The sequence below is a fragment of the Pseudomonas arsenicoxydans genome, assembly GCF_900103875.1.
In the GTDB taxonomy this organism is placed as follows: domain Bacteria; phylum Pseudomonadota; class Gammaproteobacteria; order Pseudomonadales; family Pseudomonadaceae; genus Aquipseudomonas; species Aquipseudomonas arsenicoxydans.
The window spans coordinates 2,728,617-2,751,465 of record NZ_LT629705.1 but is presented as its reverse complement, the minus strand read 5'-3'; the positions used below and the strand labels follow the sequence as shown (position 1 = coordinate 2,751,465).

The following is a 22,849-nucleotide window of genomic DNA, read 5'->3' as shown; positions in this document are numbered from 1 at the left end:
AGCCCGTGCGCGGGCGGAGAACTGATGCTTTATCGCCGTTTTGAAAAACTGATCGACATTTTCCGTGATGCACCGACGGCGGCTCCGCCGGATCGGGTTCTCCCCTTCTATACCTATTACCTGAAGCAGGTCTGGCCGAGTTTTGCCGCCCTGCTGATCGTCGGCCTGTTTGGTGCACTGATCGAAGTGGCGCTGTTCAGCTACCTGAGCCGCATCATTGACCTCGCCCAAGGCACGCCCGACGTCAACTTCTTCAAGGAACACGGCATCGAACTGGCGTGGATGGCCGTCGTGGCGCTGATCCTGCGCCCGGTGTTCGTGGGTCTGCATGACCTGCTGGTGCATCAGACGTTGAGCCCCAGCATGACCAGCATGATCCGCTGGCAAAACCACAGCTACGTACTCAAACAGAGCCTCAATTTCTTCCAGAACGACTTCGCCGGGCGTATCGCCCAACGCATCATGCAGACCGGCAACTCGTTGCGTGATTCCGCCGTACAAGCGGTGGACGCGCTATGGCACGTGCTGATCTATGCGATCAGTTCGCTGGTGCTGTTTGCCGAAGCCGACTGGCGCCTGATGATTCCGCTGCTGAGCTGGATCGCCGCCTACGTCGGTGCGCTGTACTACTTCGTGCCACGAGTAAAGGAGCGCTCGGTGGTGTCCTCGGATGCGCGCTCAAAACTGATGGGGCGCATCGTCGATGGCTACACCAACATCACCACGTTGAAGCTGTTTGCCCACACCAATTTCGAGCAGCAATACGCCAAGGAAGCCATCGAGGAACAGACGGTCAAAGCCCAACTGGCCGGCCGCGTGGTCACCAGTATGGACGTGGTCATTACCACCATGAACGGCTTGCTGATTGTCACGACCACAGGCCTGGCCCTGTGGCTGTGGACACAGTCGCTGATCACGGTCGGCGCCATTGCACTGGCCACCGGTCTGGTGATCCGCATCGTCAACATGTCCGGCTGGATCATGTGGGTGGTCACCGGCATTTTCGAAAACATCGGCATGGTCCAGGACGGGTTGCAGAGCATCTCGCAGCCGGTCAGCGTCACCGATCGCGATCAAGCCAAACCGCTGGCTGTCGCCCGTGGCGAGGTGCGCTTCGAGCATGTGAATTTCCACTACGGCAAGAAGAGCGGGATCATTGGCGACCTCAATCTGGACATCAAGCCGGGTGAAAAAATTGGTCTGATCGGTCCGTCCGGCGCCGGCAAATCGACGTTGGTCAACTTGCTGCTGCGCCTGTATGACGTCGAGGGCGGACAGATTCTGATCGACGGGCAGAACATCGCCGACGTCGGCCAGGAAAGTCTGCGCGAACGGATCGGCATGATCACTCAAGACACTTCGCTGCTGCACCGCTCGATCCGCGACAACTTGCTATACGGCAAACCCGACGCCACCGACGCGCAACTCTGGGAGGCCGTGCACAAGGCCCGCGCCGATGAGTTCATTCCCTTGCTGACGGACTCCGAAGGCCGAACCGGTTTCGATGCGCATGTGGGTGAACGCGGGGTGAAACTCTCCGGTGGCCAGCGTCAGCGGATTGCGATTGCTCGCGTGCTGCTCAAGGACGCGCCGATCCTGATCATGGACGAAGCCACCTCGGCACTGGACTCGGAAGTCGAAGCGGCGATCCAGGAAAGCCTGGAAACCTTGATGAAGGGTAAAACCGTGATTGCCATCGCCCACCGGCTCTCGACCATCGCCCGGATGGACCGGCTGGTGGTGCTGGAAAACGGCAAGATCGCCGAAACCGGCACCCACGCCGAACTGCTGGCCCATGGCGGATTGTACGCGCGGCTGTGGCAGCACCAGACGGGCGGTTTTGTCGGGATCGACTGATTCACCACCTAACCCCTGTGGGAGCGAGCCTGCTCGCGATGGCGGTGTAACAGCCGACATGTGTGCCGACTGGCACGCCGCCATCGCGAGCAGGCTCGCTCCCACAGGGGTCTACGACAACTTGAAAACCGCCACAGCCCTTTAACCACGGGCTCTGGCGGTTTTTTTATCGCCACTGGAAATCCGCAAAAATCCTGCTGTACTCAGCCAAGGTTCTGGAAACGAGCCTGTAGTAACTGCAGGAAGCATCACTCAATGATAGGTCCGCCTATCAAGGACGCTCTCATGTCTCTGTTCAAACGTTCAGTCACTGAGTTGTTGGGTACGTTCTGGCTGGTGTTGGGAGGTTGCGGCAGTGCAGTCCTCGCCGCATCTTCTCCGCTTGGGATTGGAGTGCTGGGCGTGGCCATCGCGTTTGGCCTTACCGTGTTGACCATGGCGTTCGCCATTGGCCATATCTCCGGTTGTCACCTTAACCCTGCCGTCTCGGTCGGATTGTGCGTCGGGGGTCGCTTCCCGGCCATAGAGCTGCCCGCCTACATCATCGCCCAGGTCATTGGCGCGATTATCGCCGCCGCATTGATCTACTACATCGCCAGCGGCAAGGAAGGCTTCGATCTTTCGGCCGGACTCGCCTCCAACGGCTACGGCGAACATTCTCCCGGCAAATACTCGATGGCCACAGGCTTTGTCTGTGAACTGGTGATGACCGCAATGTTCGTGCTGATCATCCTCGGCGCCACCGACAACCGCGCGCCCGCCGGGCTGGCACCGATCGCCATCGGCCTGGCCCTGACGCTGATCCACTTGATCTCGATTCCCGTCACCAACACCTCAGTCAACCCGGCACGCAGCACAGGCCCGGCGCTGATCGTCGGCGGCTGGGCCATCGCGCAATTGTGGATGTTCTGGGTGGCGCCACTGCTAGGTGCGGTGATTGGCGGCGTGACCTATCGCTGGCTGGGCAAGGCAGGCACTTGATGCCTCACGGCGAGGATCAGTCTTGTCGATAGGGCAAGGCGGTCCTCGCTTCTTCGGCATAGGCCAACACCCCGAGACGTTCCTGCTGCAGGAAGTCTTTGACCGCCGCTTTCAGGCCCGGGTGACGCAAGTAATGCCAGGAATGGGTGATGACCGGTTCAAAGCCGCGAATCAGCTTGTGCTCGCCCTGTGCGCCAGCATCAAAACGCTGCAAGCCATTGGCGATCGCGTAGTCCATGCCCTGATAAAAACAGGTCTCGAAGTGCAGGCGGTCGAATTCCGCCAGGCACCCCCAATAACGCCCATAAAAGCTGTCGCCGCCCACCAGGCTGAAAGCCATCGCTACCGGCCGTGAGCCTTGCTTGGCCAGGACCACGCGAATCGATTCGGGCATGCGTTCGGCCAACAGACTGAAAAACTCTCGCGTCAGGTATGGCGCTTGTCGACGCACCGCGTAGGTATTGGCGTAACAGGCGTAGACGAAATCCCACTGCGCCTGATCCAGCTGCCCACCTTCAAGCCATTCAAACTCGATGCCCTGCCCCGCCACCTGCTCGCGTTCCTTGCGCATCTGCTTGCGCTTGCGGGAACTGAGAGCATCGAGGAAGTCCTGAAAATCCCGATAACCGCGATTCTGCCAATGGTACTGACAGCCAATTCGCTGCAACCAGCCGGGTTGTTCGGCCAATGCGGCGTCAGTGAACGGGTCGGTGAAATTGATGTGAGCGCTGGAAAGTTCTTCGATCTCAAGGTAGCCCGGCAGGCTCTTCAGCAACTCGAAACCGTCCTCGACACTGGCCGCCAGCAAGCGCGGCCCGCTGACCGGGCTGAACGGCACGGCGGTCAACAGCTTGGGGTAATAGTCGATACCGGCACGCTCGCAGGCATCGGCCCAGGCGTGATCGAACACGTACTCGCCATAGGAATGCCATTTGCGGTAACTGGGCAACGCCGCGATCAGGCGCCCGCCTTCGGTGTGCAGTAAATGCTCGGGCTGCCAGCCGGAATGCGGGCCAAGGCTGGCGCTGTCCTCCAGCGCACTGAGGAAAGCGTGGCGCAGGAACGGCTGAGCCTGCGGCACCAAGGCATCCCAGGCGCGCGGTGAGACATCGGACAGACTTTCCAGACGTTGCAACGGCATCAACTTCCTCTCCACTTCTTGGCGCGACAGCCCCCGCGAGTATCGCTTATCGGGGCGCAATCCACACTCGCGATTCGCTGACAAAGCCCGGAATAGAAAGTTCACCCGTGCTTTGTATCGTCATCGAGCCGCCATCACTTTGCCACTGCTTTGTCATAAACCATCGCGATACTGGCGCCAGTTTTTAGAGCGATGGGTTCTAACCCTTCCCCTGTTTCCGTCCATCAATGGTCGGTTGTGTCCTGGATGGCTTTGTCATCCCCTTACATCTTCGGAGATTGATATGCGTCTTGCTTCCACGAAAACTGCGGCAGCCCTGTGTGGCGGTCTGCTGCTGGCCATGAGCGTTCCGGCCAGCGCCGCAGTCGACGCCAAACTGCTCGACATGCTCAAGGCGAATGGCTCGATTTCGCCTGCGCAGTACACCGAACTGCAAGCAGAGCTGGCCAGGGATCAGAAAGACCAGCAAATCGCCCGTCAGGCCCAACAAGAGACCAACGAGCAAATCGCAGCCACCGCGAAGAAGACCACCGAACTGAGCACCTTCGACCAGAAACTGGCCTGGGCCGCCAAGACCCAATTCAAGGGTGACGTACGATTCCGTCAGGAAACCGTTAAAAACGATGGCGTTCCAAACAACAAAGACCAGGATCGCCAGCGCATTCGTGCCCGCCTGGGTGCCTACAGCGAAATCAACCCGCAAGTCGACACCGGCATTCGCATTGCCACCGGCAGCAACGATGACGCCCGCTCCACCAACCAGGACCTGAACAACTACTTCGACAAGAAGTCGATCTGGCTGGACCAGGGTTACGTCGATTACCACCCGGACGCGATCAAGAACCTGCACCTCGTCGGCGGCAAGATGCCGCAACAATGGGTGAGCATGGGCGACATCATTTGGGATAGCGACATCAACCCGGAAGGCCTGGCAGCGACTTACAAATACCCGTTGGGCGGCAGCACCGAGCTGTTCGGTAGCGCCGGTCACTACACCCTCAAGGACAACGTCGATGGCGAGGGTGTGCAGTTCAAACACGACCTGCGTCTGTACGCTGGCCAGTTGGGTGCGCGCTTCGCCATCACCGACAGCATGAAAATGACCTTGGGCGGCAGTATCTATTCGTACGACAACGACAAGAACAGCGCCTGCCCTACCACCGGCACCGTCACTGCTCCATGCGCACTGGCCGTCAACGGCAACAGCCCGAACGAAGCCTTCAAACTGTACGAAGGCTTTGGTCAGCTCGACTTCAGCAACCTGCCAGTACCGCTCTCGTTGTACGGTCAGTACGTCAACAACAAAGACGCGAGCAACGATCAGGACACTGGCTGGTTGGCCGGTGTCAAGTCCAAGATCTACGGCTTCGCAGTGGACTACAACTACCGCGATGTACAGCGTAACTCGGTGGTCGGCGCCTTCACCGACTCCGACTTCGCCAACGGCTTCACCGGTTCGCGCGGCAGCAAGTTGAAAGTGAGCTACGAGTTGGACAAGAACTTCAACCTGGGCGCGACGTACTTCCTGGCGACGTCTGACCAAACCAACGCCAACATCAACAAGAAAGACTCCGACATCAACACCCTGCAACTGGACGCCGAAGCCAAGTTCTAAGCACCGCCGCCATACGCCTCAGGTCATGGACGCTTGAGGCGCTTTTACAGTCTGGCCTGGATGGATCGATCCCCATCATCCGTTCGGTGCATCCACGCCGGCCTGCTTCTCTTCCCCCGCGCCAACGTCACCCAATCTACGGAATGTCCTTGCGACGCTCCGCAGCGAGGCGTTCGGCGAGCGCATCGATATCCGGCACAGCCTTTTGCGGCAAAATACGCAACGTTGCCTGCATCAAGCGCATTTGCCGAATGAACCGCCGACAATTGGGGCAGAACATCAGATGATGGCGCACCATCAGTCGCTCACGAAAACTTAGTTGGCCATCGAGATAGTCGCTGGAGCGGGCTACTTGTTCCTTGCAGGTCAGCATTCGCCGGTTTCCTCAAAATGTTCTACGGTCGCAAAGACCTTCAACCGTGCCCGATGCAGCAGCACGCGAACATTGGAGAGTGAGATTTCCAGAAGATTACAGATCTCTTCCAGCTCCAGCCCCTGACGCTCGCGAAGTAACAGAACACTGCTTTGCAGTTCCGACAAGCTTAGCAACGTGTGCTCCAGGCACTCGCGCAACTCGTTTTCGGTCAACAGCGCCTCAGGGGTGTCTTGATGCCAGGCGAACGGGGCGATCAGCCAGTGGCCATCTCCGGGAGAAAAGCGATCGTCATCGAGGGTGCCATGAGGCGATGGAAGGTCATCGAGCAAGACTTCCCGACGATTTTGTCTGTAGCGACCTTTGGCCGAGTTTGCAGTGATGGTCAGCAACCAGGTCTTGAGGCTGGAACGCCCCTCGAACCCTTTCAGGCTGCGCACCACCGACAGCCAGGCATCCTGCACCACTTCGTCGGCATGCCGGTTGCCGACAATGGCGTATGCCACTGCGCGCATGGCGCTCTGGTAAGTGCTGACCAACTCTTTGAAAGCCAGTTGCTCACCTGCCAGTAACCGCTCCAGCAGTTGCCCGTCGTCAGCCGCCATGTGCAAATCCCCTTGTCCTGACCTCGAATATGCGCCAGCAGGATCTTGCCGTAGGCAAAATCCTGCTGTCATGTCCGAAAATTACAACGTCCTGACGGCTTCGAATGTAGGAAAAGTCTTCGAGAGCCAAAGGAAAGTGCGACAACCGCTCACTTAACGTTTGCGCAGAATCACGCTGCCGATCGAGTAACCGGCACCGAACGAGCTGAGCACGGCCAGGGAGCCCGCGGCCAGATCGTCCTGATTCTTGTGAAACGAAATCACCGAACCGGCCGAGCTGGTATTGGCGTAGGTGTCCAGAATCACCGGTGCTTCTTCTTCGGTGGCTTCGCGGCCCAGCAGTTTCTTGACGATCAGGTGGTTCATGCTCAGGTTGGCCTGGTGCAACCAGAAGCGTTTCACGTCACCGATGTTGAGCTTGTTTTCTTCCAGGTGTGTAGCGATCAGCTCGGCCACCATCGGGCAGACGTCGCGGAACACCTTGCGGCCTTCCTGGACGAACAGCTTGTCCTTGGTGCCGATGCCCTCTTCCGCTGCGCGGTTGAGGAAACCGAAGTTATTGCGAATGTTGTTGGAGAACTTGGTCAGCAGTTTGGTGCTGACCACATCGAACTGATACTTGGACGTCGCCAGATCAGCACGCTCGATGATCACCGCCGTGGCGGCGTCGCCGAAGATGAAGTGGCTGTCGCGGTCGCGGAAGTTCAGGTGACCGGTGCAGACTTCCGGGTTGACCATCAGGATCGCCCGGGCCTGGCCCAGTTGCACGCTGTTGGCGGCCGCCTGGATGCCGAAAGTCGCCGAGGAGCACGCCACGTTCATGTCGAAACCGAAACCCTGGATGCCCAGCGCTTCCTGAACTTCGATGGCAATGGCCGGGTAAGCCCGTTGCAGGTTGGAACACGCGACGATCACGCCGTCGATGTCCGCGGCGGTCTTGCCGGCGCGCTGCAAGGCTTGTTCGGCGGCGCCGATGGCCATCTGGCAGAGCACCGACCATTCGTCGTTGGAACGCTCAGGCAGCCGTGGCGCCATGCGTTTCGGGTCGAGGATGCCGTCCTTGTCCATGACAAAGCGGCTTTTGATGCCGGACGCTTTTTCGATGAACGCAGCGCTGGACTCGGTCAACGCTTCCACTTCACCACGGGCGATGGCCTCGGCGTTGTCGGCGTTGAACTGCGCGACGTAAGCGTTGAAAGACTGCACCAGCTCTTCGTTGGAAATGCTGTTGGCCGGGGTGTACAGGCCGGTGCCGCTGATGACGACGTTATGCATGGTCGTTTCTCTAATCTGTTCAGGCAGAAAGTATTGGCACCGACGTACCAACACACAAAGGGTCTGCTCCCGTCACGGGAAGCACACCTGGCATCGCTTTATTCCGTACCGCCCGAACCTGAAATGGCTCAAAACCGCGGGACCGGCGTTTATAGGCGCGAAGTTTGCCATAAACATTGGGGTTTGGCGCCTTTTGCTGGATCAAACACACGCTACCTGCAGGCCTGTAGGCCTGTAGGCCTGTAGGAGCTGTCGAGTGAAACGAGGCTGCGATCTTTTGATCTTAAAAAATCAAGATCAAAAGATCGCAGCCTCGTTTCACTCGACAGCTCCTACACGCTTACAGTGGATCGCGGTGATTGCAGGGTTTCGGTTTAGGGTTCGACCTGGGTCCACTGCTTGTTCAGGCGCTTATCGGAGATCGGCACCTTGGTCCCCAATTGCTGGGCGAACAGCGAAACCCGGTATTCCTCCAGCCACCAGCGGTAAAGCTCCAGCTGCGGGTCGCGCTTGCCTTCCTGGGCGTGTTTGTTGGCACGGGTCTGGTATTGCGTCCAGAGACCGGACAATTCGCCGCTCCAGACCCGGTCCCTTTGCACCTGAGCACCGATTTTCTCGAAGCGTTGCTCGACCGCTTTCAGATAGCGCGGCAGTTCCTTGAGCCACTGCATCGGGGTTTCCCGGACGAAGCCCGGATACACCAGATGACTGAGCTGCTGCTTGATGTCGTTCAGGGCCACGGCTTGCGCCAGGTCGATCTTGCCCTTGAAGCGTTTTTGCAGACCGTGCCAGAGCTTCAAAATCTCCAGCGTCAGCTTCGCCAGGCGTTCGGCGTGCTCGGTCCAGCCGCCGCGCTTGCGCTCAGCCAGGGACGCCAACCCGGCGCCATCGCGAGGCAACGGGTCTTCGCCATCCAGAATGCAGTTGTCGAGGCTTGCCAGCAGGATGTCTTCCACCAGCGCATCGATGCGCCCCAGTTCGCGGTACATCAGGCCCAACTCGGTCAGCCCGGGCAACTTGCCACGCAGGAACTTCGCCGGTTCGGCCAGTTGTTGCATGAGCAAACGCTGCAACGCGCGACGATGCTGGAACTCGGCTTCGGCCGGGGTCGAAAAACGCCCTTCCTTGACCGTGCCGCTCTCCTCCACCAGCGCCGGATACACCGTCATCGACAGCCCGGCGATCTTCTGCTGGGTTTTCTCGGCAACGGCGGCAAAGACTTTCGGCTCGACCGGCTGTTGATTCTTCGCAGTTTGCGGCACGGCCAATGCGGCCTGACTGGCTTCGGCAAAGCGTGCAGTCAGTTCCGCCAGGTCTCGTCCTTCGCCGAGGAACTTGCCTTGACCATCGACGATTTCCAGGTTCATGCGCAAATGGCTGTCGACCTGTTGCGCGGCTTCCGCCCAGGCTTCGTCGCTGACCCGTGCACCGGTCATGCGCAGCAGTTCACGGCCCAAAGCCTGAGGCAACGAGCCTTCGGCGAAGGTCATGCGCTGCAAGGCGGCTTTGACGAAGTCGGGCACCGGCACGAAATTCTTGCGCAGGGCTTTAGGCAGGTTACGGACCAAGGCAATGCACTTGGCCTCGATAACGCCCGGCACCAGCCATTCCAGGCGTTCCGGCGGTAGCATCGGCAGCAACGGCGCCGGCACGCGCAGGGTCACGCCGTCCCGTGGATGGTTAGGCTCAAAGTGGTAACTGAGCGCCAGCTCCAGATCGCCGATGTGCAACGTGTCCGGGTAATGCATTGCGGTGACTTCACTGGCCTCGCGGGCCAGCACGTCTTCTTCGCGCATGATCAGCAGTTGCGGGTCTTTTTGGCTGTTGACCTTGTACCAACTGTCGAAGGTCGCGGTCTGGTGAATCTCCGCCGGCAGTCGCGCATCGTAGAAGGCAAACAGAGTTTCTTCGTCGGCCAGAATGTCGCGACGGCGGGCCTTGGCTTCCAGTTCGTCGAGCTGTTCGAGCAACTGCGCATTGGCAGCCAGGCACTTGGCCTTGGATTGAATCTCGCCGCGCACCAGGCCTTCGCGAATGAAAAACTCACGGGAAACGACCGGATCGATCGGCCCGTAATGCACCGGGCGGCGACCGACTATGATCAGTCCGAACAAAGTGATCTGTTCAAACGCCACCACCTGGCCGCGCTTCTTTTCCCAATGCGGTTCGAAATGGTTTTTCTTGATCAGGTGCCCGGCCAGCGGCTCGATCCAGTCGGCGTCGATCTTGGCAACCATCCGCGCGTAAAGCTTGGTGGTTTCCACCAGTTCGGCGGTCATCAACCATTGCGGGCGTTTTTTGCCCAGCCCCGAGGACGGGTGAATCCAGAACCGCCGCTGACGGGCGCCAAGGTAATCGCCTTCATCGGCTTTCTGGCCGATCTGGCTGAGCAGGCCCGACAGCACGGCTTTGTGCAGTTTCGGGTAATCCGCCGGCTCTTTGTTGATGCTCAACTGCATGTCACGGCAGATCAGGCTCAGCTGACGGTGAGAGTCGCGCCATTCGCGCAGACGCAGGTAATTCAGGAAGTTCTTGCGACACCAGTTACGCAACGGGCTGGCCGTCAGTTCCAGGCGCTGTTCTTCAAAACCGCGCCACAGATTGACCAGCCCGGCGAAGTCCGAGTCCACGTCTTTCCACTGCGCGTGGGCCTGATCCGCCGCTTGCTGGCGTTCCGGCGGACGTTCGCGCGGGTCTTGAATCGACATGGCGCTGGCGACGATCAGCACTTCCTGCAAGCTGCCCAGTTTCGCCGCTTCCAGCAGCATGCGGCCCATGCGCGGGTCCACCGGCAGCCGCGCCAATTGGCGACCAAGCGGTGTCAGCTGACTGTTGCGGTCGACTGCGGAGAGTTCTTGCAGCAAGTTGAAACCGTCGCTGATGGCTTTGCCATCCGGCGGCTCGATAAACGGGAAGTCGGTGATCTCGCCGAGGCGCAGATGCAGCATCTGCAAAATCACCGCCGCGAGGTTGGTACGGAGGATTTCCGGGTCGGTAAATTCCGGGCGGCCAATGAAATCTTCTTCGGCGTACAGGCGGATGCAAATACCTGGCTCGACCCGGCCGCAACGGCCTTTGCGCTGGTTGGCGCTGGCCTGGGAAATCGCTTCGATGGGCAGGCGCTGGACTTTGGCGCGGTAGCTGTAACGACTGATGCGCGCGGTGCCGCTGTCGATCACGTAGCGGATGCCCGGCACGGTCAGCGAGGTTTCCGCGACGTTGGTTGCCAACACCACGCGACGGCCCGGGTGCGACTGGAATATCCGCTGCTGCTCGGCCGGCGACAATCGCGCGTACAACGGCAGAATCTCGGTGTGCTTGAGCTGGGCCTTGCGCAGCATGTCCGCCGCGTCACGAATCTCGCGCTCGCCGGGCAGGAACACCAGCACATCGCCGGGGCTCTTGCGCTCGCTGCGTTCGAACGCGGCGATTTCGTCGAGGGTGGCGAGGATCGCCTGATCGACGGTCAAGTCATCCTCGACCCGATTGCCCTCTTCGTCCTGCTCCAGCGTCAGCGGGCGATACCAGGTTTCCACCGGGAAGGTGCGGCCAGAGACTTCGACGATGGGTGCATCATCGAAATGCTTGGAGAAGCGCTCAAGATCGATGGTCGCCGAGGTGATGATGACTTTCAGGTCCGGACGACGGGGCAGCAGGGTTTTCAGGTAACCGAGCAGGAAGTCGATGTTCAGGCTGCGTTCGTGGGCTTCGTCGACGATGATCGTGTCGTAGCGTTCGAGGTAGCGGTCGTTCTGGGTTTCCGCCAGCAGGATGCCGTCGGTCATCAGTTTGATCAGGGTGTTGGAATCGCTCTGGTCCTCGAACCGCACCTGATAACCGACCAGCGCGCCCAACGGCGTCGCCAATTCCTCGGCAACGCGGCTGGCCACGCTGCGCGCCGCGATTCGGCGCGGCTGGGTATGGCCGATCAGGCCGTGCTGGCCGCGACCGATTTCCAGGCAGATCTTCGGCAACTGGGTGGTTTTGCCCGAGCCGGTTTCGCCGGCGATAATCAGCACCTGGTGCTTGAGCAACGCTTCCTTGATTTCATCGCGCTTGGCGGCGATCGGCAAACTGTCGTCGTAACGAATCACCGGCAGGCTGGCACGCCGCGCCAACACCTGATCACAGGACGCCTGCATGCGCGTCACCCACAGGGCCAGCTTGGCCTCGTCGGGTTTCTTGCGCAGCTCAAGCAACTGCCGCCGCAGCCGGTGGCGGTCGGCAAGCATGGCGTGATCGAGGTTTTTCAGCAGTTTGTCGATGGAGGGCGATTCGTCGGTCATCAGGTACGCAATTCAGTCGTCTAGTGGCGCAGGGGGTCGATTGTCGCAGATTTGCGCCGCCATGTGATCGTTCCCACGCTCTGCGTGGGAATGCAGCAAGGGACGCTCTGCGTCCCAAAAGCGGACGCGGAGCGTCCGGGGAGGCATTCCCACGCAGAGCGTGGGAACGATCAGTACGTTATTCGTTATCCAGACCCTTGCGCCGATACGGGAACACGTCGATGACCTTACCGGCGCGGATGGCTTCCTGAAGGCTCTTCCAGTAATCGGCGTTGTACAACTCGCCATGCAACTGATCGAACAACTTGCGCTGCCCGGCATCGGCAAACAAAAACGGCGGAAACTCTTCGGGGAATACGTCCAGCGGCCCGATCGAGTACCACGGCTCGGACGCCATCTCGTCTTCTGGCGTGCGCGGTTCCGGGATGTGGCGGAAGTTGGCCTCGGTCAGGAAGCAGATCTCATCGTAGTCATAAAACACCACGCGCCCGTGACGGGTCACACCAAAGTTCTTCAGCAGCATGTCACCCGGAAAAATGTTCGCCGCCGCCAGTTGCTTGATCGCCAGGCCGTAATCTTCCAGGGCTTCGCGAACCTGTGCGTCGTTGGCGTTTTCCAGATACAGGTTCAACGGTGTCATCCGCCGTTCGGTCCAGCAGTGACGGATCAGCACCGTATCGCCTTCCACCGACACGGTGGACGCCGCCACTTCGAGCAGTTCTTCCAGGCACGCCGGATCGAATTTGCTCAACGGGAAACGGAAGTCGGCGAACTCCTGGGTGTCGGCCATGCGCCCGACCCGGTCGACGCTCTTCACAAGGCGGTATTTTTCGATCACCGTCGCGCGGTCAACGTTTTTCGACGGTGAGAAACGGTCTTTGATGATTTTGAAAACGGTGTTGAAACCCGGCAGGGTAAACACGCTCATCACCATCCCGCGCACACCCGGCGCCATGATGAACTGGTCGTCGGTGTTGGCCAGGTGATTGATCAGCGCGCGGTAGAACTCGGACTTGCCGTGTTTGTAGAAACCGATCGAGGTGTACAGCTCGGCGATGTGCTTGCCCGGCAGGATGCGCTTGAGAAAACCGATGAACTCCGCGGGCACCGGCACATCCACCATGAAATACGAGCGGGTGAACGAGAAGATGATCGACACGTCCGCTTCATCGGTGATCAGCGCATCGATCTGAATCCCGCGCCCTTCGCGGTGCAGCAGCGGAATCACCAGCGGCCACTGTTCATCCTGGGTATAGATGCGCCCCACCAGGTACGCGCCTTTATTGCGGTACAACACCGAGGAAAACAACTCGACACTCAGTTCCGGGTCCTTGCAGACCCAGTCCGGCAGGTTTTCGCGCAGCTGTGCTTCGAGACGACGCAGGTCGCCGGCCAGGTCGGCGTAGTCTTCGCTGAACCGGTAGTCGGCAAAAATGCTCCCGAGCATGCCGGACAACTGCCCCTGAGGCTTGTAGGTACGGGTTTGCGCGGCGCGGGCTCGGCGCAGGCTCGGCCGGGTGGTGTGGATGAACATGCAGCCGTCGCTGATCAGGTCATGGCTGAACAGCCCGCAGAAAATCGAGTTGTACCAGGTTTCGGACAGTTCATCGTCGAAACGCAGGTCGATCAGGGTGATGTAGGCGCTTTTGACCAACGGCCAACAGCTGACGTCCAGCGTGTCGGCGTCAAAAGCGATGTGCAGGCGCTCGACCGTTTCGCCGACCTTCTCTTCGTACAGATTAATCCGCGCGGCCGAGGCAACTTGCGCCTCCTGCCACTTGGCCTGCTCGAAGCGGGCTCGCGCGCCGTCGGTGATCTGCCGGAAATGCTCGCGGTAATCGTCAAAGCCATCGAGGATCATTCGGGCGATGTCGGCGGCTGGCCATTGCTGCGGCATGGTGAGACCTCTGCGGGAATTCGGAAGCCCTGAGCTTAGCCAGTGAACCGGGTGCAGGAGAAGCGTAATTTTCGAGCACAATTATTTGCTCGTTTTCCGGTTGCCATCGATCAGGCGCTCGGCAACACTCTCGTCCCCATCCAGCAAGGAGCACACCGTGAACCCCGTCGATATTTTCCGTTTACTATCACTGGCGGCGATTTGGGGTGCGAGCTTCCTGTTCATGCGCATCATCGCCCCGGTGATTGGCTCGATCCCCACGGCTTTTTTCCGTGTGTCGATTGCCGCCGTCGGCTTGCTGGTGATTCTGGGGTTGATGCGCATCAGCTGGGATTTCAAAGGCAAACTCAAGACAGTGATGCTCTTGGGGGTGATCAACTCCGGCATTCCGGCGACGCTCTATTCGGTGGCCGCCCAGGTATTGCCAGCCGGGTACTCGGCCATTTTCAACGCCACCACGCCGCTGATGGGCGTGCTGATCGGCGGTCTGTTCTTCCATGAAAAACTCACCGCCGCCAAGCTGGGCGGAGTGCTGCTCGGCCTGATGGGTGTCGGCGTCCTGACCCGTGCCGGTCCGGTGGCGTTCGACATGCAATTGCTGATGGGCGCTCTCGCCTGCCTGCTCGCGACCACGTGTTACGGCTTCGCCGGCTTCCTGGCCCGCCGCTGGCTCGATCACGCGGGCGGTTTGGACAGTCGCCTTTCGGCGGTGGGCAGCATGATGGGGGCCACGTTGTTTTTGCTGCCACTGTTCGGTTACAGCGTGATTACCCAGCCACCTGCGAGCTGGGGTGGCTGGAATGTCTGGCTGTCATTGCTGGGGTTGGGCCTGGTGTGCACGGCGTTGGCGTACATTGTTTACTTCCGCCTGCTCAGCTCGGTCGGGCCGGTGAAGTCGATGACCACGACCTTCCTGATCCCGCCGTTCGGAGTGCTGTGGGGGGCGTTGTTGCTGGATGAACCGCTGTCGATGGCGCATCTGTACGGCGGGGTGTTGATTGCAGCGGCGTTGTGGCTGGTGTTGAAGCCTGCGGTGGTGAAGTCGAAAGAGGCAGTTGCTCGCTAATTCTGCGGCGCTACTGAGATTGCGCTGGCCAAATGAAAAAGGCCCGGAGCGCATGCCCCGGGCCTTGTTTTGCTTCAAGCGGTTTTACGGAACACGAACACCAAACCAATGATGATCAGCAGCATGCCGAGCATGCTCAATGCCGCTAGCCGATTACCGAAAATCAGATAGTCCATGACCGCCGTCACCGCCGGCACCAGGTAAAACAGACTGGTGACATTCACCAGATTGCCCCGGGCGATCAAGCGGTACAGCAACAACGTCGCCAGCACCGACACCACCAATCCCATCCACAGCACGGGCACAAAGAACCCGGTGCTGTGTTCAAAATGAAACGGCTGGAACGGCACGAAGATCCCGCAGAGCAACAGTCCTGCCAGGTACTGCACCGGCAGCGTGCCGAGGGGATTGTCAGTGATGCGTTTCTGCATGATCGAGCCGAACGTCATGCTCGCCAGCGCCAACAGACCGAAGAGCATTCCGGCCAACGACATGCCGGCCAGACCAATGCCCTGGTAAACCACCATGATCAACCCGGCCAACCCCAGCATCAGACCGAACATTCTGCTGGCTGAGCGCTGCCGCTCCATGATCGCCACCGTGAGAATCGGTTGCACGCCCATGATCGTGGCCATCATCCCGGGCGTCACTTTCAGGTCCAGGGCCAACAGATAGAAAATCTGATAAGCCCCCAGCAGCACCACGCCCGTGGCCATTGCATACAACATCGGTTTGCCGCCCTTGGGCAGTTTCAGCTTGAGCAACGGCACCAGCAGCATCAAGCCACACAAGGCGATCACGAAGCGAATCAGCAGAAACGCAAAGGGTGACGCGTGGGCCAGGCCCCATTTGGAGAAGATCGCCCCGCTGCTCCAAAGCAGAACGAACAGGCTCGTGGACGCCGCCGCGAGCGCGGATTGTTTCGAAAGGACAAACATGAATACCACCTGTAGTCAGGCAAAAAGCCAATCCAGCCGAAGCTGAAGTTCAGTAGTTTTTTCAGGCGGGCATGGGGAACAGCAGAGAAGCAGCTGATCAGCCCGAGAAGCCAACGCCTGGCGGTGAAACCACCGCGCACACTGGTGTGCGACTGACAGGAGGGGGGTAGTGACTGATCTGCGCAGGCTGCACATTCCCGCACGGCACGACGCCAGCGTTGACCGCTGAATCGACTACCGCGTTGATGAGGGAAGCAGGCATGGGCTGATCTTTTTTTGATGGGTAGAACGGTGGCTCAGGAAACCACCGAGCGCCGACTATAACCAGCGCGGGACAACAATTGCAATGGCTTGACGGAAGAGCCCAGGAAACAGGAGCCCGTTACAAGTCCGAGCAAGCGCGCATAAAAAAACCGCTCCCAAGGAGCGTTTTTTTCATTCCATGGTTGGCCTCAACCGAACAACCAGTACCCCAACAACGTCAACACCACTACCGCCAACACTGGCCGCAATACGCGGTAGGCCTTGGGATTACGGCGTTTCCAGCGTTTGACTACGCCACTGAATTTGTCGCTGGAGTTCTTGCTCCAGGCGTAAGCCTGGTTAATCCCGCCAACACGTTCATCATCAAGGTTCTGAGGGGCCGTGGCGCGACCGAGCAGGCCGCTGATCCAGCGGTTGATGCGCGTCATGACGCGATTGCTCAGCGGTCGTTCGATGTCGCAGAACAGAATGACGCGGGTTTTCTCGGTTTCGTTCTTGACCCAGTGCACGTAGGTTTCATCGAACATCACGTCTTCGCCATCGCGCCAGGCGTAAACCTGGCCGTCGACGAAGATGCGGCAATCATCGGAATTCGGCGTCGACAGCCCCAGGTGATAACGCAGGGAACCGGCAAACGGATCTCGGTGCGGGTTGAGATGACTGCCACCTGGCAGCAACGCGAACATGGCGCCTTTGACATTGGGAATGCTGCTGACCAACGCCACGGTTTTCGGGCACAAGGCTTCAGCCGAAGGCAGCGGTTTGTCGTACCACTTGAGGTAGAACCGCTTCCAGCCCTTCTTGAAGAACGAACCGAAACCGGCGTCGTTGTTCTTTTCGGCGGCGCGAATATACCCCTCGTCGAACAGGTGCATGGCTTCGTCGCGGATGACTTCCCAGTTGTCCTTGAGCACGTCGAGCTCCGGGAACTTGCTGCGGTCCAGATAGGGCTTGGACGGCACACCGGAGAACAGGTACATCAAGGCGTTATAAGGCGCAAACAACGCGGAGTGGTTGACGAACTGACGCAAGACGGGCAAGCGCGCCTTGCCGCGCAAATGCACATAGAGAGTGCTGCCGAGGAACAGCAACAACACTGACGCTTTCGCGGCTAAGGAAAAGGTCATCAATGACTCCTTGAGAATAGGCTCTATGCACAACGCCTTTTACCCGACGTGGCAGCCGGCCATGATAAACATTACCGGCCTCGAGAAAAACCCGCCAAACCAAACATTCAGTATTAAGGATTGTGCAATAAAGCACTTATTAGCATAGGGCTCCTGAACCGGGGCTGACCTGAATCAGCCCTTTGGCCATACGATCAAAAGAACACCTGGCGCGATCGCTATTACTGTTCATTCTCCTGATCGGTAAACAGATCGCTGAACAACATGCTAGTCAGGTAGCGCTCGCCGGAGTCCGGCAGGATCACGACGATGGTCTTGCCCTGCATTTCCGGTGTTTCGGCCAGGCGAACCGCGACCGCCATGGCGGCACCGCAGGAGATACCGCACAAAATCCCCTCTTCCTGCATCAGGCGCAGTGCCATGGCCTTGGACTCCTCGTCGGTCACCAGCTCAACGCGGTCGACCATCGACAAGTCCAGGTTTTTCGGGACAAATCCGGCGCCAATGCCCTGAATTTTATGAGGGCTGGGCTTGATCTCATCACCGGCCATCGCCTGGCTGATCACCGGCGACACCGCCGGCTCTACCGCCACCGAGATAATCGGTTTGCCCTGCGTATTCTTGATATACCGCGATACCCCGGTAATGGTTCCACCCGTTCCGACCCCGGCCACCAGCACATCTACCGCGCCGTCGGTATCGTTCCAGATTTCCGGGCCGGTGGTTTTCTCGTGAATCGCCGGGTTGGCCGGGTTCTCAAATTGCGCCGGCATGAAGTATTTGGCCGGGTCGCTGGCAAGGATCTCACTCGCCTTCTCGATGGCGCCTTTCATGCCCTTGGCCGGTTCGGTCAGCACCAGTTCGGCGCCCAGTGCCTTCAGCACCTTGCGACGCTCGATACTCATGGAGGCCGGCATGGTCAGCATCAGTTTGTAACCACGAGCCGCCGCAACGAACGCCAGGCCAATGCCGGTGTTGCCCGACGTCGGTTCGATGATGGTCATGCCAGGCTTGAGTTTGCCGGAGCTTTCGCCGTCCCAGATCATGTTCGCACCGATCCGGCACTTGACCGAATAGCCAGGGTTGCGCCCTTCGATCTTGGCCAGGATGGTCACGCCGCGCGGGGCAATGCGGTTGATCTGCACCAGCGGCGTATTGCCGATGGAATGGGCGTTGTCAGCGTAAATACGGCTCATGGCTGGGTCCTTGTACAGCGTTGAATAAGCTCCCAAAGGTATGCCTGTTGCCGCTGGTCGTCCAGTCAGGTCGAACGTCCGCTGTCCGGCGCAGTCAATGGCTTTACAACGCCAGAGAAATGCCATCATGAAACGTCGATACAGTTGGCCCCTGTGGACCCTCGCCGGCCTCGCTGTGGTACTGATTGCCCTGCATATCGCTCTGCCGTACCTGGTGCGTGACTACCTGAACGACAAACTGGCGAACATGGGCGATTACCGAGGCCAGGTGACCGACGTGGATCTGGCCTGGTGGCGCGGCGCCTACAAAATCAACGGACTGAAAATCGTCAAGGTTGAAGGCAAGGTGCCGGTACCGTTCGTCAACGCGCCGTTGGTCGACCTCGCTGTCAGCTGGCATTCGCTGATCTATGACCATGCCGTGGTGGCCGAAGTGAAGTTCTTCAACCCCGAGGTGAACTTCGTCGACGGCGGCGCCAACAAACAGAACTCCCAAACCGGTAAAGGCACCGACTGGCGGGCGCAGTTGAGCAAACTGGCGCCGTTCACCTTGAACGAAGTGCGCATCTACGACGGTAAAATCAGTTTCCACAATTTCAACTCCACTCCCCCCGTCAACATGACCGCCACTCAAGTCAACGCCAGCATTTTCAATCTGACCAACGTGGTCGATACCGAAGGTAAACGCGAGGCCCGCTTCGAGGCCAAGGCGCTGTTGCTGGGGCACGCGCCACTGGAGACCAGTGCCACCTTCGACCCGATGAGCAATTTCGAAGACTTCGATTTCCGCCTGCGGGTCAAGGACATCGAACTCAAGCGCATGAACGACTTTGCCTCGGCCTACGGCAAGTTCGATTTCAACGCCGGTCACGGCGATGTAGTGATTGAAGCGCAAGCCAAAAAGGCCAAATTGACCGGCTACATCAAACCGCTGTTGAAGGACGTCGACGTTTTCAATTGGCACCAGGACGTGGAAAACAAGGACAAAGGGCTATTTCGTTCAATCTGGGAGGCCATCGTCGGTGGCTCCGAAACCGTGCTGAAAAATCAAGGCAAGAACCAGTTCGCAACGCGGGTTGAACTGAGCGGCAATGTGCATCGACAAGATATCAGCGCGTTCGGTGCGTTTTTGCAGATTTTACGCAATGGTTTCATCCAGGCATTCAACGCCCGGTATGAACGACCGAAGCCGGAAGCAGGTTAAGGTTTGCGCGTCACGGTGTAGCGACCGGTGTCTTCGGCAGCCCGCGCCGGGTTCGATTGCAGCTGGAGGAAATCCCAACCCAAACAAGCGAGTGCCAACGAACGGGGCACCGCTTCACGGCCACTGCTGTAGCGCGTGATGCTGCGGGCGCTGACGCCCAGCGCCTCGGCCGCCTGACTCAGGGGTAAACCGGTGCGAGCGCGCCAGTCGATGAAGATCCGGGTGTTTTCGTCCGATGCGTTTTGTGCCAAAGCATCCAGATAAAGGGTGTCTGCGCCGATCTGGATATCCAGTTCAGGCCACTCGGCGCTCCAGCCATCGTCGCCCAGGGTTACACCGGCGAAGGCGCTTCCCTCCAGCAGCGGCTGCAGTCCCGAAAAGGCGCGAAGGTCGCGGCTCAAATCGAGGGTTAGCTGCTGGCCGTCGATAAAGGTCAAGTCGAGACGATAATCCGGCAACGCTTGCACAGACGCCAGCCGTGGTCGTTTCATGGGTAACATCGTTTCCAGTCCTCCAGCAGTTGCACTTGGTGGGCTCTGACCCACTCCAGTGCTTCCTTGATAATCAGCGGCGGTGCCTTGCCGGCCATCACTTCGACGGTGTGCAGGCTCAGCACCACATCGACCTCGCCACCGGTAAGGTGGACATGAGGCGGTGGATGATCCTTCTCACGCAACTGAATGCGGTATGTATCGCGAAATCGGTATTGAGTAGACATGCCTCGCAAGCTATCGCCAATATGGCGATATCTCAATGCTGGCCAGCAGCCGAGACTGAGTCAAGATGTGACGCTCCATTCAGAGACTGAATAAGTCGTCTGCGTTCACAGTCGACCGGCCTGCGCGTTATAGTCGGGAACTACAATTATTGCGCCCCGCCCTGCCCCGTTCAGGTCGGCGTTACCGTTCGAGGATTAGCAGATGAAGTTCGAAGGCACCCAGGCCTACGTCGCCACCGATGACCTGAAGCTGGCGGTCAATGCCGCCATTACCCTGGAGCGCCCACTGCTGGTCAAGGGCGAGCCGGGCACGGGCAAGACCATGCTCGCCGAGCAACTGGCCGAATCCTTCAATGCCAAGCTGATCACCTGGCACATCAAGTCCACGACCAAGGCGCATCAGGGCCTGTACGAGTACGACGCGGTCAGTCGCCTGCGTGACTCGCAGCTGGGCACCGAGAAAGTCCACGACGTCCGCAACTACCTGAAAAAGGGCAAGCTCTGGGAGGCTTTCGAGTCCGAAGAGCGGGTGATCCTGCTGATTGACGAAATCGACAAGGCCGACATTGAGTTCCCCAACGACCTGCTGCAAGAACTCGACAAGATGGAGTTCTACGTTTACGAGATCGACGAGACCATCAAGGCCAAGAAGCGCCCGATCATCATCATTACTTCCAACAACGAGAAAGAGCTGCCGGACGCCTTCCTGCGTCGCTGCTTCTTCCACTACATCGCGTTCCCCGATCGCGTGACGTTGCAGAAGATCGTCGACGTGCACTACCCGAACATCAAGAAAGACCTGGTCAGCGAAGCGCTGGACGTATTCTTCGATGTGCGCAAGGTCCCCGGCCTTAAGAAAAAACCCTCGACCTCCGAACTGGTGGACTGGCTCAAACTGCTGATGGCCGACAACATCGGCGAAGCCGTACTGCGCGAACGCGATCCGACCAAGGCCATCCCGCCACTGGCCGGCGCGCTGGTGAAGAACGAACAGGATGTGCAATTGCTCGAGCGCCTGGCGTTCATGAGCCGTCGTGGCACTCGCTAAGCTCCATTAGATAGAGGCCAACGCCATGCTGCTCAACCTGTTCAATGAAATGCGCGCCGCCAAAGTGCCGGTCTCGGTGCGTGAGCTGCTGGACCTGATCAACGCGCTGAAACAGCGCGTGACCTTCGCCGACATGGACGAGTTCTATTACCTGTCCCGGGCGATTCTGGTGAAGGACGAAAAGCATTTCGACAAGTTCGACCGGGCGTTCGGGGCTTACTTCAACGGCCTGGAAAAACTCGACGATCACCTTCAGGCGTTGATTCCCGAAGATTGGTTGCGCAAGGAATTCGAGCGGTCACTGACCGACGAAGAGCGAGCGGCGATCCAGTCACTGGGGGGCCTGGACAAGCTGATCGAAGAGTTCAAGAAGCGCCTCGAAGAACAGAAAGAACGCCACGCCGGCGGCAACAAGTGGATCGGCACCGGCGGCACCAGCCCGTTCGGTTCCGGCGGCTTCAACCCGGAAGGTATCCGGGTCGGCGATGCCGGCAAACGCCAGGGCAAAGCGGTCAAGGTGTGGGATCAGCGCGAGTACAAGAACCTCGACGACTCGGTGGAACTGGGCACGCGCAACATCAAGGTTGCCCTGCGCCGGTTGCGCAAGTTTGCGCGTCAGGGCGCGGCGGAAGAACTGGACATCGACGGCACCATCGATCACACCGCCAAAGATGCCGGATTGTTGAATATCCAGATGCGCCCGGAGCGGCGCAACACCGTCAAGCTGTTGCTGCTGTTCGACATCGGCGGCTCGATGGACGCGCACGTGAAGATTTGCGAGGAATTGTTCTCGGCCTGCAAGACCGAGTTCAAGCACCTGGAGTACTTCTACTTCCACAACTTCATTTATGAGTCGGTGTGGAAGAACAACATGCGCCGCACCTCCGAGCGCACCGCAACCCAGGACCTGCTGCACAAGTATGGCGCCGACTACAAAGTGATCTTCATCGGTGACGCCGCGATGGCGCCCTATGAAATCACCCAGGCCGGCGGCAGCGTCGAGCACTGGAACGAAGAAGCCGGTTACGTGTGGATGCAGCGGTTCAAGGAGAAGTACAAGAAGCTCATCTGGATCAACCCGTATCCGAAAGATACGTGGAGCTATACGTCGTCGACCAATATCGTTCGGGACCTGATTGACGACCAGATGTACCCGCTGACGTTGCGGGGGTTGGAGGAAGGGATGCGGTTTCTCTCCAAGTAATTTTCTGTGCCTGTTCCGGCGCAATCGCGGGCAAGCCCGCTCCCACAGTTGGCC

At 59.1% G+C, this 22,849-nt stretch carries 19 protein-coding genes; 7 read left to right on the top strand and 12 right to left on the bottom strand.

Translation table 11 applies throughout. The features are described from left to right. Positions 1 to 24: 24 nt before the first annotated feature. Together BLQ41_RS12790 and aqpZ are read left to right on the top strand one after the other, a co-directional pair. The gene (locus tag BLQ41_RS12790) at positions 25 to 1,857 is read left to right on the top strand and encodes an ABC transporter ATP-binding protein (protein ID WP_090181359.1); all 1,833 of its coding nucleotides are present in this window, start codon (positions 25 to 27) and stop codon (positions 1,855 to 1,857) included. 285 nt (positions 1,858 to 2,142) lie between these two features. Beyond that, entirely contained in the window at positions 2,143 to 2,838 is a 696-nt protein-coding gene (gene aqpZ / locus BLQ41_RS12785) for an aquaporin Z (RefSeq protein WP_090181358.1), read from the top strand. A gap of 16 nt (positions 2,839 to 2,854) precedes the next feature. Here aqpZ and BLQ41_RS12780 read toward each other — a convergent pair whose 3' ends face one another. Further along, complete coding sequence (locus BLQ41_RS12780) at positions 2,855 to 3,979, bottom strand: GNAT family N-acetyltransferase (RefSeq protein WP_090181356.1); 1,125 nt, start codon at positions 3,977 to 3,979, stop codon at positions 2,855 to 2,857. Positions 3,980 to 4,262: 283 nt separating this feature from the next. Between BLQ41_RS12780 and BLQ41_RS12775 the strand changes: the two genes are divergently transcribed. After that, the gene (locus BLQ41_RS12775) at positions 4,263 to 5,594 is read left to right on the top strand and encodes a putative porin (protein WP_090181355.1); all 1,332 of its coding nucleotides are present in this window, start codon (positions 4,263 to 4,265) and stop codon (positions 5,592 to 5,594) included. A 136-nt stretch (positions 5,595 to 5,730) separates the two neighbouring features. On the opposite strand, the gene BLQ41_RS12770 is transcribed toward BLQ41_RS12775, so the two are convergent. From BLQ41_RS12770 to aceK, 5 genes are all read right to left on the bottom strand, one after another. Beyond that, the gene (locus BLQ41_RS12770) at positions 5,731 to 5,967 is read right to left on the bottom strand and encodes an anti-sigma factor family protein (protein WP_090181353.1); all 237 of its coding nucleotides are present in this window, start codon (positions 5,965 to 5,967) and stop codon (positions 5,731 to 5,733) included. Further along, entirely contained in the window at positions 5,961 to 6,572 is a 612-nt protein-coding gene (locus BLQ41_RS12765; RefSeq protein WP_090181352.1) for an RNA polymerase sigma factor, read from the bottom strand. The genes BLQ41_RS12770 and BLQ41_RS12765 overlap by 7 nt, the downstream gene beginning before the upstream one ends. Before the next feature lie 153 nt (positions 6,573 to 6,725). Beyond that, on the bottom strand, positions 6,726 to 7,847 hold the full coding sequence (locus BLQ41_RS12760) for a beta-ketoacyl-ACP synthase III (protein WP_090181350.1): 1,122 nt from the start codon (positions 7,845 to 7,847) through the stop codon (positions 6,726 to 6,728). 374 nt (positions 7,848 to 8,221) lie between these two features. Continuing rightward, positions 8,222 to 12,133 carry an ATP-dependent RNA helicase HrpA gene (gene hrpA / locus BLQ41_RS12755; RefSeq protein WP_090181349.1) on the bottom strand — a complete coding sequence of 1,304 codons (3,912 nt, stop codon included), beginning with the start codon at positions 12,131 to 12,133 and terminating at the stop codon, positions 8,222 to 8,224. A gap of 178 nt (positions 12,134 to 12,311) precedes the next feature. Then, the gene (aceK, locus tag BLQ41_RS12745; protein WP_090181347.1) at positions 12,312 to 14,030 is read right to left on the bottom strand and encodes a bifunctional isocitrate dehydrogenase kinase/phosphatase; all 1,719 of its coding nucleotides are present in this window, start codon (positions 14,028 to 14,030) and stop codon (positions 12,312 to 12,314) included. A 157-nt stretch (positions 14,031 to 14,187) separates the two neighbouring features. Between aceK and BLQ41_RS12740 the strand changes: the two genes are divergently transcribed. Continuing rightward, on the top strand, positions 14,188 to 15,096 hold the full coding sequence (locus BLQ41_RS12740; RefSeq protein ID WP_090181346.1) for a DMT family transporter: 909 nt from the start codon (positions 14,188 to 14,190) through the stop codon (positions 15,094 to 15,096). Positions 15,097 to 15,170: 74 nt separating this feature from the next. On the opposite strand, the gene BLQ41_RS12735 is transcribed toward BLQ41_RS12740, so the two are convergent. The 4 genes from BLQ41_RS12735 to cysK all read right to left on the bottom strand — a co-directional run bounded on the left by BLQ41_RS12735 (position 15,171) and on the right by cysK (position 18,621). Beyond that, positions 15,171 to 16,034 carry a DMT family transporter gene (locus BLQ41_RS12735; RefSeq protein WP_090181345.1) on the bottom strand — a complete coding sequence of 288 codons (864 nt, stop codon included), beginning with the start codon at positions 16,032 to 16,034 and terminating at the stop codon, positions 15,171 to 15,173. 97 nt (positions 16,035 to 16,131) lie between these two features. Continuing rightward, the gene (locus tag BLQ41_RS30670; RefSeq protein WP_167360482.1) at positions 16,132 to 16,296 is read right to left on the bottom strand and encodes a hypothetical protein; all 165 of its coding nucleotides are present in this window, start codon (positions 16,294 to 16,296) and stop codon (positions 16,132 to 16,134) included. Between the two features lie 190 nt (positions 16,297 to 16,486). Continuing rightward, positions 16,487 to 17,425: an aspartyl/asparaginyl beta-hydroxylase domain-containing protein gene (locus BLQ41_RS12730; RefSeq protein WP_090181343.1), complete on the bottom strand. Its 939-nt coding sequence runs from the start codon at positions 17,423 to 17,425 to the stop codon at positions 16,487 to 16,489. 221 nt (positions 17,426 to 17,646) lie between these two features. Continuing rightward, positions 17,647 to 18,621 carry a cysteine synthase A gene (cysK, locus tag BLQ41_RS12725; RefSeq protein ID WP_090181341.1) on the bottom strand — a complete coding sequence of 325 codons (975 nt, stop codon included), beginning with the start codon at positions 18,619 to 18,621 and terminating at the stop codon, positions 17,647 to 17,649. A gap of 127 nt (positions 18,622 to 18,748) precedes the next feature. Here cysK and BLQ41_RS12720 point away from each other — a divergent pair, with 127 nt between their 5' ends. Beyond that, positions 18,749 to 19,825: a DUF748 domain-containing protein gene (locus BLQ41_RS12720; RefSeq protein ID WP_090181338.1), complete on the top strand. Its 1,077-nt coding sequence runs from the start codon at positions 18,749 to 18,751 to the stop codon at positions 19,823 to 19,825. Here BLQ41_RS12720 and BLQ41_RS12715 read toward each other — a convergent pair. Further along, entirely contained in the window at positions 19,822 to 20,325 is a 504-nt protein-coding gene (locus tag BLQ41_RS12715; RefSeq protein WP_090181337.1) for a DUF2442 domain-containing protein, read from the bottom strand. The two genes, BLQ41_RS12720 and BLQ41_RS12715, sit on opposite strands and share 4 nt — an antisense overlap. After that, the gene (locus BLQ41_RS12710) at positions 20,313 to 20,543 is read right to left on the bottom strand and encodes a DUF4160 domain-containing protein (RefSeq protein ID WP_167360481.1); all 231 of its coding nucleotides are present in this window, start codon (positions 20,541 to 20,543) and stop codon (positions 20,313 to 20,315) included. The genes BLQ41_RS12715 and BLQ41_RS12710 overlap by 13 nt, the downstream gene beginning before the upstream one ends. A gap of 202 nt (positions 20,544 to 20,745) precedes the next feature. Between BLQ41_RS12710 and BLQ41_RS12705 the strand changes: the two genes are divergently transcribed. Next, positions 20,746 to 21,591 (top strand): AAA family ATPase, encoded by an 846-nt coding sequence (locus BLQ41_RS12705; RefSeq protein ID WP_090181335.1) that lies wholly within the window; start codon positions 20,746 to 20,748, stop codon positions 21,589 to 21,591. A 25-nt stretch (positions 21,592 to 21,616) separates the two neighbouring features. Beyond that, positions 21,617 to 22,795, top strand: a complete 1,179-nt coding sequence (locus tag BLQ41_RS12700) for a vWA domain-containing protein (protein ID WP_090181333.1) — start codon at positions 21,617 to 21,619, stop codon at positions 22,793 to 22,795. The last annotated feature ends 54 nt before the right edge of the window (positions 22,796 to 22,849 follow it).

Coding starts and splice junctions, on each gene's coding strand:
- BLQ41_RS12700 (WP_090181333.1), top strand. CDS start 21,617: ATGCTGCTCAACCTGTTCAATGAAATGCGCGCCGCCAAAGTGCCGGTC.
- BLQ41_RS12735 (WP_090181345.1), bottom strand. CDS start 16,034: ATGTTTGTCCTTTCGAAACAATCCGCGCTCGCGGCGGCGTCCACGAGC.
- BLQ41_RS12765 (WP_090181352.1), bottom strand. CDS start 6,572: ATGGCGGCTGACGACGGGCAACTGCTGGAGCGGTTACTGGCAGGTGAG.
- BLQ41_RS12770 (WP_090181353.1), bottom strand. CDS start 5,967: ATGCTGACCTGCAAGGAACAAGTAGCCCGCTCCAGCGACTATCTCGAT.
- cysK (WP_090181341.1), bottom strand. CDS start 18,621: ATGAGCCGTATTTACGCTGACAACGCCCATTCCATCGGCAATACGCCG.
- BLQ41_RS12780 (WP_090181356.1), bottom strand. CDS start 3,979: ATGCCGTTGCAACGTCTGGAAAGTCTGTCCGATGTCTCACCGCGCGCC.
- aceK (WP_090181347.1), bottom strand. CDS start 14,030: ATGCCGCAGCAATGGCCAGCCGCCGACATCGCCCGAATGATCCTCGAT.
- hrpA (WP_090181349.1), bottom strand. CDS start 12,133: ATGACCGACGAATCGCCCTCCATCGACAAACTGCTGAAAAACCTCGAT.
- BLQ41_RS12730 (WP_090181343.1), bottom strand. CDS start 17,425: ATGACCTTTTCCTTAGCCGCGAAAGCGTCAGTGTTGTTGCTGTTCCTC.
- BLQ41_RS12760 (WP_090181350.1), bottom strand. CDS start 7,847: ATGCATAACGTCGTCATCAGCGGCACCGGCCTGTACACCCCGGCCAAC.
- BLQ41_RS12715 (WP_090181337.1), bottom strand. CDS start 20,325: ATGTTACCCATGAAACGACCACGGCTGGCGTCTGTGCAAGCGTTGCCG.
- BLQ41_RS12710 (WP_167360481.1), bottom strand. CDS start 20,543: ATGTCTACTCAATACCGATTTCGCGATACATACCGCATTCAGTTGCGT.
- BLQ41_RS12720 (WP_090181338.1), top strand. CDS start 18,749: ATGAAACGTCGATACAGTTGGCCCCTGTGGACCCTCGCCGGCCTCGCT.
- BLQ41_RS12705 (WP_090181335.1), top strand. CDS start 20,746: ATGAAGTTCGAAGGCACCCAGGCCTACGTCGCCACCGATGACCTGAAG.
- BLQ41_RS12775 (WP_090181355.1), top strand. CDS start 4,263: ATGCGTCTTGCTTCCACGAAAACTGCGGCAGCCCTGTGTGGCGGTCTG.
- BLQ41_RS12790 (WP_090181359.1), top strand. CDS start 25: ATGCTTTATCGCCGTTTTGAAAAACTGATCGACATTTTCCGTGATGCA.
- aqpZ (WP_090181358.1), top strand. CDS start 2,143: ATGTCTCTGTTCAAACGTTCAGTCACTGAGTTGTTGGGTACGTTCTGG.
- BLQ41_RS30670 (WP_167360482.1), bottom strand. CDS start 16,296: ATGCCTGCTTCCCTCATCAACGCGGTAGTCGATTCAGCGGTCAACGCT.